The sequence below is a fragment of the Leclercia sp. 1548 genome, assembly GCF_050435045.1.
Taxonomy (GTDB): domain Bacteria; phylum Pseudomonadota; class Gammaproteobacteria; order Enterobacterales; family Enterobacteriaceae; genus Enterobacter; species Enterobacter adecarboxylatus.
The window spans coordinates 331,067-344,652 of record NZ_JBNDJP010000002.1; the positions used below are offsets into that span (position 1 = coordinate 331,067).

The 13,586-nt window shown below is 57.3% G+C and carries 12 protein-coding genes; 5 read left to right on the plus strand and 7 right to left on the minus strand.

The genetic code is table 11. The features are described 5' to 3' along the window. Window positions 1–7 precede the first annotated feature (7 nt). The 3 genes from ABIE02_RS06825 to ABIE02_RS06835 all read right to left on the minus strand — a co-directional run bounded on the left by ABIE02_RS06825 (window position 8) and on the right by ABIE02_RS06835 (window position 3,309). Complete coding sequence (locus ABIE02_RS06825; protein WP_032612654.1) at window positions 8–697, minus strand: phosphatase PAP2 family protein; 690 nt, start codon at window positions 695–697, stop codon at window positions 8–10. Window positions 698–730: 33 nt separating this feature from the next. Next, entirely contained in the window at window positions 731–1,717 is a 987-nt protein-coding gene (locus tag ABIE02_RS06830) for a CobW family GTP-binding protein (protein WP_032612652.1), read from the minus strand. 125 nt (window positions 1,718–1,842) lie between these two features. Next, on the minus strand, window positions 1,843–3,309 hold the full coding sequence (locus tag ABIE02_RS06835; RefSeq protein WP_200142066.1) for a mannitol dehydrogenase family protein: 1,467 nt from the start codon (window positions 3,307–3,309) through the stop codon (window positions 1,843–1,845). 205 nt (window positions 3,310–3,514) lie between these two features. Here ABIE02_RS06835 and uxuA point away from each other — a divergent pair, with 205 nt between their 5' ends. Continuing rightward, window positions 3,515–4,705, plus strand: a complete 1,191-nt coding sequence (gene uxuA, locus ABIE02_RS06840; protein WP_130588473.1) for a mannonate dehydratase — start codon at window positions 3,515–3,517, stop codon at window positions 4,703–4,705. A 128-nt stretch (window positions 4,706–4,833) separates the two neighbouring features. On the opposite strand, the gene yeiP is transcribed toward uxuA, so the two are convergent. Beyond that, window positions 4,834–5,406 (minus strand): elongation factor P-like protein YeiP, encoded by a 573-nt coding sequence (gene yeiP / locus ABIE02_RS06845; protein WP_014884579.1) that lies wholly within the window; start codon window positions 5,404–5,406, stop codon window positions 4,834–4,836. 163 nt (window positions 5,407–5,569) lie between these two features. On the opposite strand from yeiP, the gene ABIE02_RS06850 reads away from it, so the two are divergent. Beyond that, entirely contained in the window at window positions 5,570–5,824 is a 255-nt protein-coding gene (locus ABIE02_RS06850; protein WP_077226275.1) for a YkgJ family cysteine cluster protein, read from the plus strand. On the opposite strand, the gene setB is transcribed toward ABIE02_RS06850, so the two are convergent. Further along, window positions 5,821–7,002 carry a sugar efflux transporter SetB gene (gene setB, locus ABIE02_RS06855; RefSeq protein WP_032612642.1) on the minus strand — a complete coding sequence of 394 codons (1,182 nt, stop codon included), beginning with the start codon at window positions 7,000–7,002 and terminating at the stop codon, window positions 5,821–5,823. The two genes, ABIE02_RS06850 and setB, sit on opposite strands and share 4 nt — an antisense overlap. Before the next feature lie 368 nt (window positions 7,003–7,370). Between setB and fruB the strand changes: the two genes are divergently transcribed. The 3 genes from fruB to fruA are packed head-to-tail and all read left to right on the plus strand — an operon-like array spanning window position 7,371 to window position 11,153. Next, window positions 7,371–8,501 (plus strand): fused PTS fructose transporter subunit IIA/HPr protein, encoded by a 1,131-nt coding sequence (gene fruB / locus ABIE02_RS06860; protein WP_032612640.1) that lies wholly within the window; start codon window positions 7,371–7,373, stop codon window positions 8,499–8,501. Continuing rightward, window positions 8,501–9,439, plus strand: a complete 939-nt coding sequence (gene fruK, locus ABIE02_RS06865; RefSeq protein WP_032612637.1) for a 1-phosphofructokinase — start codon at window positions 8,501–8,503, stop codon at window positions 9,437–9,439. The genes fruB and fruK overlap by 1 nt, the downstream gene beginning before the upstream one ends. Before the next feature lie 16 nt (window positions 9,440–9,455). Then, complete coding sequence (fruA, locus tag ABIE02_RS06870) at window positions 9,456–11,153, plus strand: PTS fructose transporter subunit IIBC (protein WP_144882980.1); 1,698 nt, start codon at window positions 9,456–9,458, stop codon at window positions 11,151–11,153. A gap of 419 nt (window positions 11,154–11,572) precedes the next feature. On the opposite strand, the gene nfo is transcribed toward fruA, so the two are convergent. Both nfo and ABIE02_RS06880 read right to left on the minus strand, forming a co-directional pair. Further along, entirely contained in the window at window positions 11,573–12,430 is an 858-nt protein-coding gene (gene nfo / locus ABIE02_RS06875) for a deoxyribonuclease IV (RefSeq protein WP_103792178.1), read from the minus strand. Between the two features lie 65 nt (window positions 12,431–12,495). After that, entirely contained in the window at window positions 12,496–13,542 is a 1,047-nt protein-coding gene (locus ABIE02_RS06880; RefSeq protein ID WP_223610300.1) for a YeiH family protein, read from the minus strand. Window positions 13,543–13,586 lie beyond the last annotated feature (44 nt).

The window sequence follows — 13,586 nt, forward strand, 5'->3', positions numbered from 1 at the left end:
TGTTGAATCAGCCAGGCAGGTAGCGATCAAAGAATGCTATTAAACGGTCGCTCAGTGGGGTCATCAGACACCATGGAAGCCCAATCAACGCCACTGAAAGAGAACCGACGGCAATATCGCTGAACCAGTGCGCGCCAATCATTACCCGTGGAAAAGAGAAAACCATAAAAATAATGAGGGCTAATGCGAAAGTCTTATGACCAAAATAACGCCACATAAAAGCGGTGAAAATAAGCAGCATCATCCCGTGATCGCCCGGGAAACTGTCCTTCGAGGCATCTTTTGTCGAAATATGCAGTAATTCACTGACGCGGTAGATGTCAGGGAAAAATAGCGTCGGACTTGAGCGTTTCACCGGAATCAGAGCCTGCGCCAGCTGGTTCAGAACCACGGCAGTCAGCAGCATAACCAGGCCAATCATCAGAATGCGTCGACGCCCGGCCGCACTCTCGTTCCGCCAGAAGGTCAGCATGAGGTAGCCCATCGCCAACAGGGAACAGACGTCAAAGGCCCGATTATTGGTGATCGCCACCAGCCACAGGAAGGGGCGACTCTCTGCCAGTTTCTGGTTAAAGAAGTGGAATATCCCGCTGTCCAGCGGGAACCAGAAACCGTGGTTGACCGGCAGATACCAGGATAAAAAGAGGCCCAGGCCAGCAAGGTTAAGCAATAAAACAGGTAATAGTCGGGTTTTCATCATTAAGCCGTAAGCAGTTAAACCAGGGCAACGTTAGTTGCCCGAACTTAAACGAAGCTTCAACAAGCTGGACTGTAAGGCGTTCCAGTCGGTGTTAACCGCACTAATTAACTCTATTCGGCTGTCCGGTGGCGTTACACCCTGCGTTTCGATGTGAAAATCGGCGCCCTGGCGATTGACCTGTAACAGCCCCTCGGGAATACGCATAACACCTTTCACGCGTTCAACCGGTGCCAGCCGCACCCACTCCAGTAAACCGATGGTGTCGAAGCAGGTGTCCGCATCGAACACCCAACCACAGGCCTGGTGACCCTGGCCGCTATTCAGGCTGCGACGCCAGCGCTGGTGAGCAGGCAGACTCAGCGCGGCCAGACCCTGTTTTTCGCCGTGACTGTGGGCATGGGCGGCGCTGGCAGGTAACGCTTTCAGATTACGCCGCGGCAGATCGAGCAGGGCACCATCAATATTTCCCTGCGTGGTACAGGAGAGCTGACGTTCGCCGCCGAAGTGCTGCCACCAGATATCCAGCGCGGCGCGGCTTTCTGCGGTGGCGCGATCCTCTTTATTGGCAATGATGACGTCGGCGGCGGCGAGCTGATCGCGGAAGTTTTCGTTCTGGACATATTTTTCGTCCAGTAGCTGACGCGGGTCGAGCAGGCACAGGGTGGCGCGCAAATCGATCCAGGGTTCATAGACCGGGGCGGTCAGCAGGTCGAGGATCTGCTTCGGGTGGCCCAGCCCGGTGGGTTCAATCAGCAGCCGGTCGGGCTTGCCCTGACGCAGCAGGGTGTTAAGCCCCACCTGCATCGGCAGACCGTTCACGCAGCACATGCATCCCCCGGGGATCTCTTTTACCAGTGCCCCGTTATCGGCCAGCAGTGCGCCATCAATGCCGATCTCGCCAAATTCATTGACCAGCACGGCCCATTTTTCAGCAGGATCTTTATTCGCCAGCAGGTGCAGTATCGATGTGGTTTTCCCGCTGCCGAGAAAGCCCGTAATGAGGTTGGTTTTAGTCACAGGTGCTCCAGGGGTGATAAATGTAATGCTATAACAATTATCAATAATCCTGGCGCAAAAGAACACCCCTGAGAAGCGGGGAGGGCGAACGGGAGGCTTCCCGCTCGCCTTAAGCGCACCAGAGGTTAAATCTGGAGCGTATCGATAATGGCCTGGCGCGCGCCCGACTGGCTAATGCGCTGGTAAGCCAGGGTAATGGCCTCTACAAACTGCGGATCCTGCGGCAGGTCGGTGCCGAAAATTTCAGTGAGCGCCAGCAGGGCGGTAACGCGCTCCTCTTCGCTGCTGGTCTCTACAATGGCGCGGATCTTATCGCTCAGCGGATCGCGTACATCAATGGCGTGGCCTGCATCGTCCACGCCGCTGACGTAGCGCATCCAGCCCGCGACGCCGAGGGCCAGCAGCGGCCAGGCGGTGTCGCGCTGGCGGTGGAGGCGAATACTCTCCAGCATCCTTTGAGGCAGTTTCTGGCTGCCGTCCATGGCAATCTGCCAGGTGCGGTGCTTCAGCGCCGGGTTGGCGAAGCGGTCAATCAGGCTGTCGGCGTAGGCGGTCAGATCCACCCCGGTGATACGCAGCGTCGGTGCCTGCTCCTCAAGCATCAGGCGACGGGCGGCGTCGCGTAGCGCGCTGTCGGCCATGCAGTCGTTAATATGGGCGAAACCGGCCAGATAACCGAGGTAGGCCAGGAAGGAATGGCTGCCGTTAAGCATACGCAGCTTCATCTGCTCCCACGGCAGGACGTCCTGCACCATCTGCACGCCCGCCACTTCCCACTCCGGGCGACCGGCGACGAAGTTATCCTCGATCACCCACTGGATAAAAGGCTCACAGCTGATGGCGCAGGGATCGTCAACTCCCACTTCACGGGCGATCTCTGCAAGGGAATCATCGGTGGCGGCGGGAACAATCCTGTCCACCATGGTGCCGGGGAAGCTAACGTTATCGGCGATCCACTCCGCCAGCTCCGGGGAACGCTTGTGGGCCATGCCCAGCACCGCGTTTTTCACCACATGGCCGTTATCGGGGATGTTATCGCAGGAGAGTACGCTGAACGGCGACAGACCCCGCTCGCGACGGCGATGCAGGGCTTCGACGAGGATCCCCGGCGCGGAGTGCGGCGCATCGGGATGCTCCAGATCGTGCATGATGCGTTCATTGCGGGTATCCAGCTTGCCGGTGGCCGGATCGATGCAGTAGCCCTTTTCGGTAATGGTCAGGGAGACGATTGCCACCTGCGGCTCGCAAAATTTCTCAATAATGGCAGCCAGCGAATCAAGCCTGGCGTTCAGGCATTCATGCACTGCCCCGACGATAATTGGCTGATTACCCTCAGCCCCTTTTTCCAGCACCGTAAACAGATGATCCTGGGCGCGCAGCTGGCTCATCAGCGTATCGCCGCTAAACAGGCTAATCTCACATATCCCCCAGTCGCCGCCTCTGGCGTTCAGCACCCGATCGGTCAGGAGCGCCTGATGCGCACGATGAAAGGCACCAAAGCCGAAATGGACGATACGGGAGCGTAACGCCTGACGATCGTACTGCGGCTGTAACACGTGAGCGGGTAGCGCGATGGAGGCAATTGTCTTCATGAAATACACACCTGATTAACCATTAATTAACAATGCCAGTGTAAAGTTATATGACAACAAATTGAATTGGTGAGCCGTAAATATCCGGGAACTGTGAGATGGATCAATCAATATAGCGAGACGCATTGACCTGCATGATCATGCATGTATGGTAGTCGTCATTACGATAGATAATATTGGTATAACAACTTTAGAGGGTGAATCAATGGAACAAACCTGGCGTTGGTACGGGCCGAAAGATCCGGTTTCTCTTGATGATGTGCGTCAGGCTGGCGCAACGGGCGTCGTCACCGCACTGCACCATATCCCCAATGGCCAGGTGTGGCCGGTGGAGGAGATCAAACAGCGTCAGGCGCTGCTGGCAGAGAAAGGGCTAACCTGGTCGGTGGTGGAAAGTATTCCGGTTCACGAAGAGATCAAAACCCACTCCGGCAACTACCAGACCTGGATTGCGAACTACCAGCAGAGCATCCGCAACCTGGCGGCCTGCGGTATTGATACCGTGTGCTACAACTTTATGCCTATCCTCGACTGGACCCGTACCGACCTGGAATATGAAATGCCGGACGGCTCAAAAGCGCTGCGTTTTGACCAGATCGCCTTTGCCGCGTTCGAACTGCACATCCTGAAGCGCGAAGGCGCGGCGGCTGATTACACCGCGGAAGAGCAGCAGCAGGCGCAGGTGTGGTTCGACACCGCCAGCGAGGCCGATATTGAAAAGCTGACCCGCAACATTATCGCCGGCCTGCCGGGGGCGGAAGAGGGCTACACTCTCGACCAGTTCCGCGCGCGTCTGGCCGAGTATGGCAACATCGACAAAGCGCAGCTGCGGGAAAACATGGCGGTCTTCCTGCGGGCCATCGTGCCGGTGGCGGAAGAGGTGGGCGTGCGTCTGGCGGTCCACCCGGACGATCCGCCGCGTCCTATCCTCGGCCTGCCGCGTATTGTATCCACCATTGAAGATATGCAGTGGCTGAAAGAGACGGTCGATAGCATCAACAACGGCTTTACCATGTGCACAGGTTCATACGGCGTTCGGGCCGATAACGATCTGGTGCAGATGATTGAAACCTTCGGTGACCGCATCCACTTTACCCACCTGCGGGCAACCTGTCGGGAAGATAACCCGAAAACCTTCCACGAAGCGGCGCATCTTGGCGGGGACGTGAACATGGTGGCGGTCGTCGATGCGATTCTGGGTGAGGAGCAACGTCGTAAGCGGGCAGGCGATTTGCGTCCGATTCCGTTCCGCCCGGATCACGGACACCAGATGCTGGACGATCTGCGTAAGAAAACCAATCCGGGGTATTCCGCGATTGGGCGTCTGAAAGGGATGGCGGAAGTGCGCGGCGTGGAGCTGGCGTTGAAGATGACCAAATATCCTGAGCTGCTGTAACAGCTATTGCCCGGCGGCGTTATGCTGACCGGGCCGACAAAAAAACCGGCCATTGAGCCGGTTTTTTTATACGTGCTTTTGCAGGCCGGGTAAGGCGAAGCCGCTACCCGGCAAAACAGCGTGCAGGATCAGTCAGCACGACCCATATAGCGTTTTTCTTCGATATGGATGCGGATTTTCTCGCCTGCGGACAGGTATTCCGGCACCTGCACGACCAGACCGGTGGTCAGGGTCGCAGGTTTGTTACGCGCGGAGGCGGAAGCACCTTTAATGCCCGGGGCCGTTTCCACGATCTCCAGATCGACAGTCTGCGGCAGCTCCAGCGCCAGCAGGACGCCATCCCAGGTCAGAACCTGCATATCCGGCATCCCGCCTTCCGGGATAAACAGCAGCTCTTCTTCAATCTGATCTTTGGTGAAGATGTACGGGGTGTAGTCTTCTTTATCCATAAATACGTATTCGTTGCCGTCAACGTAGGAGAAATCGACATAACGACGGGTCAGGGTAACGGTATCCACGATATCGTCGCCTTTGAAACGCTCTTCAACTTTCAGACCGGTACGCACATCAGCAAAACGCATTTTGTACAGCGTTGCTGCGCCACGGGCGCTGGGTGCCTGAATATCGATGTCTTTCACAATCAGCAGCTTGCCGTTGTAATTCAGCACCATACCTTTCTTAATTTCGTTCGCTCTTGGCATTGCAGTAATCCTGTTCACGGGAAGGTCAAAAATATCGCGTCAAAGTACTCGCGCGCGGCATTTCAGGCAAGTGGATTTCGTGGCTTTTGCTATCAATACGCAAAAGGTGTTACTGTGCGCGTCACGCCCGCGGGAGCGGCTTTCTTTCAGGTAACGTACGTATATGGATTGCCGTTCGGACTGCGGAGCATGTTGCACCGCGCCCTCCATCTCCAGCCCCATCCCCGGGATGCCCAACGGCAAACCTGCCAATACCCCCTGCGTACAGCTTGACGCGCAACAGCGCTGCAAAATCTTTGGCTCGCCGCTGCGGCCCAAAGTGTGCGCCAGCCTGCAGCCGTCGCTCGAAATGTGCAGCACCTCGCGTACCCAGGCCATGACCTGGCTGCTTGACCTCGAGACGCTCACCGCGCCTTAAATATCCTTAATGCGCGTCAGGCAGAGCGTCGTCAGGATGCACATCCCCAGCGCAATCCAGAACACGGCGTGATAGCTCCAGATCTCGGCGACGACCCCGGCCATGGAGCCGGCGATAATCCAGCCCACGCGGGTGGTATTGGTGTATAGCGTGGTCGCAGCACCCGCCTGTCCCGGCATCAGATCCTGGAAGTAGAGCATGCCGATCCCTGCGAGAATGCCGATATAGATCGCGTTTAGCAGCTGTAACCCCAGCAGCAGCGCGGGGGAGTGGGCGGTCAACATCCCGACGTAAAACAGGAGTCCGGCAACGGCAGCAATGCGCATCAGGAAGCGTTTCCCGAAGCGTTTTGCGTAGTAACCGGCGATCAGCATGGTCGGGATCTCCAGCCCGGCCGCCGTCCCCATCATCACCCCCGCCAGTTTCTCGGACAGATGCAGCTCATTAATGATGAACAGCGGCATATTGATGATGTACAGGCTGTTGGTGCCCCACATTAACGTGCAGATGGTAAACAGCAGCAGGGCGTCGCGACGGTTGCGGCGCGGTGATTCCAGCACCCCGGTCGCCAGCTTCGGCTCTTTGCGCATCGTCGGCAGGAAAAACCAGACCATCGCCCCACAGACCACAAACGCCACCGCGGCGCTGAGATACATTGCCGGAAAACCAAACCCCATCGCCAGGGCGTAAGCCAGCGGCGGCCCGACGACCCATGCGAGTGACACCTGAGCGCGCAGGATCGAGCTGAACATCACCGCTTCGCGGCCGGTATGGTCTGCGTGTTCGCGGGCTAAGGCAAAGAGCTGCGGGTTGGCGGTGGAGCCAAAGCTACTAAGAAACACGCCGACAAACAGCAACACAAAATAGTTACGGTTCCAGGCGAACAGCAGGCAGGCAAAAACGCCCATCAGGCAGCAAAAAACGATCAGGGACTTGCGGTCACCTTTCTTATCCGAACGCCCGGCCAGAAACTGGCTGACCAGAATGCCGATGATGGCGCTGCCGGTAAAGAAGAAGCCAACCATTGCTGGACGGGCATGAACCTCGTTCGTGAGGAACAGACTCAGCGTAGGAGTTTGTAACGCACCGGCGATACCGGTGAGGAAGGCAACAATCAAAAACGCCGATGAGGTCAAATCAAATGACTTCCGGGGGACGGCGGCGGGGGTCGTGTGCATGTTTCTGTATCAGTGATATGAAGAAAGGCGGAGTTTACGCCGCTTGTCAGAAAATAGACAGAAAACCGGATCATTCATCCCACGAAAAATCAAAATCCCCTTTCAAAAGGTTTTCCGATTTTGCTGAAGTTGCTGAAACAGAGCGGTGGATTTCAAAACAGATTTGTAAAAATGCGCTGCCTGCCAATAAAACGTGCTGCACATCTAATTTTTGTATGCTGAATTGTAACTTTACTTGCAAGCTTTTGTAGAAAGAGCAAGACTTCTTGAAACGTTTCAGCGCTATCCGGTATCTGTTTGCCAACCCAAATAGCGTATTTTTTCTTATCTAAGCTGAATCGATTCAATTTCAGCAGGAGTGGAGAATCATGTTCCAGTTATCCGTGCAGGACATCCATCCGGGCGAGCAGGCCGGATCAAAAGAAGAGGCTATCCGGCAGATCGCCGCAGCGCTGGTGCAGGCAGGCAATGTCGGCAACGGCTATGTTGACGGCATGCTCGCTCGCGAACAGCAAACCTCAACATTCCTTGGCAATGGCATCGCCATTCCGCATGGCACCACCGATACCCGTGACCAGGTACTGAAAACCGGCGTTCAGGTTTATCAGTTCCCGCAGGGCGTGCTTTGGGGTGAAGGCCAGGTAGCCTATGTCGCCATTGGTATCGCCGCCAGCAGCGACGAACACCTCGGCCTGCTGCGTCAGCTGACGCACGTGCTGAGCGATGACGCGGTGGCTGAACAACTCAAATCCGCGACCACCGCCGAAGAGCTGCGTGCCTTGCTGATGGGTGAAAAGCAGAGCGAAGCCCTGAAACTGGATAACGACATGCTGACCCTGGACGTGGTGGCTTCCGATCTGGTGACCCTGCAGGCGCTCAACGCCGGTCGCCTGAAAGAAGCGGGTGCTGTCGATACCACTTTTGTTGCCCATGCGATTAACGACAAACCGCTGAACCTCGGTCAGGGCGTCTGGCTGAACGACTGTGCTGAAGGCAACCTGCGCAGCGCTATCGCCGTCAGCCGTGCGGCTACCGCGTTTGATACCGCCGGAGACACCACCGCCATGCTGGTGACTGTTTCCATGGCCGATGAACAGCCGGTAGAGGTGCTGAAGCGCCTGAGCGACCTGCTGCTGAACAAAAAAGCTGAACAACTGCTGAAAGCCGATGCCGCTACCTTGCTGGCGCTGCTGACCAGCGATGATGTGAATACCGATGAGCTGCTGAGCGCTGAATTTGTGGTACGTAACGAACATGGTCTGCACGCCCGTCCGGGCACCATGCTGGTGAATACCATTAAGCAGTTCAATAGCGACGTTACCGTCACCAACCTCGACGGCAGCGGTAAACCGGCCAACGGTCGCAGCCTGATGAAAGTGGTTGCGCTGGGCGTGAAGAAAGGCCATCGCCTGCGTTTCACCGCGCAGGGTGCGGATGCTGAACAGGCGCTGAAAGCGATTGGCGACGCCATCGCGGCCGGTCTGGGGGAGGGCGCATAATGAGCAGACGTGTTGCCACTATTACGCTGAACCCGGCTTACGACCTCGTGGGCTTTTGCCCGGAAATCGAACGCGGCGAAGTTAACCTCGTGCGTACCACTGGCCTGCACGCGGCAGGTAAAGGGATTAACGTTGCAAAAGTGCTGAAGGATCTCGGGATTGACGTCACCGTCGGCGGCTTCCTCGGCAAAGATAACCAGGATGGTTTCCAGCAGCTGTTCAGCGAGCTGGGGATCGCCAACCGTTTTCAGGTGGTGCAGGGCCGTACCCGCATCAACGTGAAATTGACCGAAAAAGATGGCGAAGTGACCGACCTGAACTTCTCCGGTTTTGAAGTCACCCAGGCCGACTGGGAGCGTTTTGTGAATGACTCCCTGACCTGGCTTGGTCAGTTCGACATGGTCTGCGTCAGCGGCAGCCTGCCGTCCGGCGTCAGCCCGGAAGCCTTTACCGACTGGATGACGCGCCTGCGTAGCCAGTGCCCATGCATCATCTTTGACAGCAGCCGCGATGCGCTGGTGGCGGGTCTGAAAGCAGCGCCGTGGTTGGTGAAACCTAATCGTCGCGAACTTGAGATCTGGGCTGGCCGTAAGCTGCCAGACTTAAAAGATGTGATTGACGCCGCCCACGCTTTACGTGAGCAGGGTATCGCGCATGTGGTGATCTCTCTGGGCGCAGAGGGCGCGCTGTGGGTTAACGCGTCCGGCGAATGGATCGCCAAACCGCCATCGATGGAAGTGGTCAGTACCGTGGGTGCAGGCGATTCGATGGTCGGCGGGTTGATCTATGGCCTGCTGATGCGCGAATCCAGTGAACACACATTACGTCTTGCCACCGCCGTTGCTGCCCTGGCTGTCAGCCAGAGCAATGTCGGGATTACCGATCGTACCCAGTTAGCCGCGATGATGGCGCGCGTTGACTTGAAACCCTTTAACTGACAGCAGGAGAGGCATAATGAAAACGCTGCTGATTATTGACTCTGCACTCGGACAGGCGCGCGCTTATATGGCGAAAACCTTGCTGGGTTCAGCGGGGCATAAAGCACACCTTGATTTTATCGATAACCCGGGCGATGCCGAACTGGTCATTGTACTGGGCGACACGATCCCGGCCGACAGTTCACTGAACGGCAAAAAAGTGTGGCTGGGCGATATCAATCGCGCAGTCGCCCACCCGGAACTGTTCCTGAGCGAAGCGAAAGGCCATGCGGCGCTGTACACCGCACCTGTCGCGGCGGAAACGGCAACAGCTGTGACCAGCGGTCCGAAACGCGTGGTGGCGGTCACTGCCTGCCCAACTGGCGTAGCGCACACCTTTATGGCCGCAGAAGCCATTGAAACCGAAGCCAAAAAACGCGGCTGGTGGGTAAAAGTTGAAACCCGCGGTTCAGTGGGCGCAGGCAATGCTATCACCCCGGAAGAGGTGGCGGCAGCGGACCTGGTGATCGTGGCGGCGGATATCGAAGTGGATCTGGCGAAGTTTGCCGGTAAACCGATGTATCGCACCTCAACCGGTCTGGCGCTGAAGAAAACGGCCCAGGAACTGGATAAAGCGCAGGCAGAAGCGAAACTGTTCCAGCCTGCGGGTAATACCGCGTCTTCGGCTTCCGAAGGCAAGAAAGAGTCTGCCGGTGCCTATCGTCACCTGCTGACAGGCGTCTCCTACATGCTGCCGATGGTTGTGGCAGGTGGTCTCTGTATCGCGCTCTCCTTCGCCTTTGGTATCGAGGCGTTCAAAGAGCCAAACACCCTGGCAGCGGCATTAATGCAGATTGGTGGAGGCTCGGCGTTCGCGCTGATGGTGCCTGTGCTGGCAGGTTACATTGCGTTCTCCATCGCTGACCGTCCAGGTCTGACCCCGGGTTTGATCGGCGGTATGCTGGCGGTGAGCACCGGTTCTGGCTTTATAGGCGGGATCATCGCCGGCTTCCTCGCAGGCTACGTGGCGAAGCTGATTAGTTCGAAGCTGAAACTGCCGCAAAGCATGGAAGCCCTGAAACCGATCCTGATCATTCCGCTGTTCTCCAGCCTGATTGTTGGTCTGGCCATGATCTACCTGATCGGTAAACCGGTTGCGGGTATCCTCGAAGGCCTGACCCACTGGCTGCAAACCATGGGTACCGCCAACGCGGTCCTGCTGGGTGCAATCCTCGGGGCGATGATGTGTACCGATATGGGTGGTCCGGTGAACAAAGCAGCATATGCGTTCGGTGTTGGCCTGCTGAGTACCCAGACTTATGCACCGATGGCGGCCATCATGGCTGCGGGTATGGTGCCACCGCTGGCGCTGGGCCTGGCGACCCTCGTTGCCCGTCGTAAATTCGACAAGGCGCAGCAGGAAGGGGGTAAAGCGGCGCTGGTTCTCGGCCTGTGCTTCATCACCGAAGGGGCTATCCCGTTTGCGGCTCGTGACCCGATGCGCGTTCTGCCGTGCTGTATCGTCGGCGGTGCCGTGACCGGTGCCATCTCCATGGCGGTTGGCGCAAAACTGATGGCGCCGCACGGTGGTCTGTTTGTTCTGCTGATCCCGGGTGCGATTACCCCGGTGCTGGGTTACCTGCTTGCAATTATCGCCGGTACGCTGGTGGCAGGTCTCTCTTACGCGGTGCTGAAACGCCCGGAAGCTGAGGTAGTTGCTGCGAAAGCCGCATAAGCATTCTTCATTCAAAAAGGGCAGAGGCGACTCTGCCCTTTTTTTGCATTTAAACGTGCAACGAATCAAACGCTTTTGTCGAACAGAAGGGGGCAGGGCGGGTAGCGACACTACCGCGGCAGGCGACGGGCGATGTTCCGCGCCACGCCACCCCACCCGCTGCGTACTGAATAGCTCCCGGATGAGAGGAAGATTAAGGGAAGCGAATGTCGGCCATACCCCGTATATCCATATGGATGGCGCGAGCGCGACACAATCATCCTGTTCGGTGAGGATACAACCCTTGTCTGTGATTGCCCCTTTGCGCATTCACTCCATGAGGTGTGCAGCAATGCGCGAACGGCTGAGATCAAGGGTCTTGTCAGGCTGTTGAATAAAAGGGGGGCGCCGCAGGATCGGCGTTTCCCTTTCGTTCATCCTTATGCGGTGGCCTCGGTGTACTGTTGTGCTTTCAGCCAGGCGATCTCTTCTGCCCAGATATCCGGATTGATGGTTTCCAGCACCATCGGAATGCCGTCGAAACGCGGGTCCTGCATGATAAAGCGGAACGCATCGTGGCCGATGTTGCCTTCACCCAGGCTGTGGTGGCGGTCAACGCGGCTGCCAAAGGCGCTTTTCGCATCGTTGAGGTGCATTCCGCGCAGATACTCAAAGCCAACAATCCGTTCGAATTCCGCGAAGGTCTTTGTACATTCTTCCATGCTGCGCAGATCGTAACCGGCGGCAAAGGCATGGCAGGTATCAATGCAGACGCCAACGCGGGTTTTATCTTCAACACCGTCAATAATGGCCGCCAGATGTTCAAAGCGGAAACCGAGGTTGCTGCCCTGTCCGGCGGTATTTTCAATCACCGCCGTTACCCCTTGCGTCTTGTCCAGCACGATATTGATCGACTCGGCGATCCGCGCCAGGCAGGCGTCTTCATCAATTTGCGTCAGATGGCTGCCCGGGTGGAAGTTCAACAGCGTCAGACCGAGCTGCTCGCAGCGCTGCATCTCATCGAGGAAAGCCTCACGTGACTTCTCCAGCGCCTCCTGAACCGGGTGGCCGAGGTTAATCAGGTAGCTGTCGTGCGGCAGGATCTGGCCGGAAGTGAAATGGTATTTTTCGCAGGCCGCTTTGAACTCATCAATCACCTGAGTGGTTAAGGGGGCGGCACGCCACTGGCGCTGGTTTTTGGTGAACAGGGCGAAGGCGGTCGCCTCAATTTCGGCGGCACGAATGGCGGCATTCGCCAGGCCGCCAGCAGCACTGACGTGTGCTCCAACATATTTCATACAGGGACTCCTGTTAACCCACAAACGCTTATGATAGCGGGTTAACAGGAGAAGGATGAAGTGGTTTATGCCAGCAGGCTATGAACCGCCAGGTTAATGGCTCCCCCGCCTACAATCAGCCAGACGAAGAGCAGCAGCGCCATCAGCAGCGGTTTAGCCCCGGCTTTTTTCAGGGCGCTGACGTGGGTGGTTAAGCCCAGCGCCGCCATCGCCATGGCCAGCAGCACCGTATCCAGCGTCACCAGCATATCCACCACGTCTTTTGGCAGCAGATGGAACGAGTTAAACACCGCCACCACAATAAACAGGATCGCAAACCACGGAATGGTGATTTTGCTCTTCTCGCCGCTGCCCGCCGGGGCGAGGTGTTTGACCCTTGCCGCCAGGATCAGCAGGAAGGGGGCCAGCATCATCACCCGCAGCATTTTGGCGATCACCGCCGCATTTTCCGCTTCCGGGTTGATGGCGTGACCGGCTGCTACTACCTGGGCCACTTCGTGCATCGTCGAGCCGATGTAAATCCCGTAGGTCTCCGGGCTAAACCAGTGCGCCACCAGCGGATACATCGCCGGATAGAGGAAGATCGCCAGCGTACCGAAGATCACCACTGTCGCGACGGCAACCGTCACCTTACTGGACTCGGCCTTCACCACCGGCTCGGTCGCCAGCACTGCCGCAGCACCGCAAATGCTGCTCCCGGCACCAATCAACCAGCTGGTCTGTTTGTCCAGCCCGAACACTTTCTGGCCAATAACGCAGGCCAGTGTAAAAGTGCTGGTCAGGGTTAATACGTCGATGACAATCCCGCTGACGCCAACATCGGCAATCTGCGCGAAGGTCAGGCGAAAACCATAAAGGATGATCCCGAGGCGCAGCAGGTGCTGTTTGGCGAAGATCACGCCGCCATCACACGGCTTGTAAATCTGCGGATAGACCGTATTGCCGATGACCATCCCCAGCAGGATGGCCAGCGTCAGGGCGCTGAATCCCGCCCCGGCAACCGCCGGAATACTGCCGCCCCATAACGCAACGCCGGTGACCAGCGCGCTCAGCGCTAAGCCCGGAATGTAGTGCCACACTGTACGATGATGTTCCAGAGTGAGTGTCGTCATAACCTTCTCCTTTTCTCTGGCTAAAGATTACGGCGCGCTGGTTT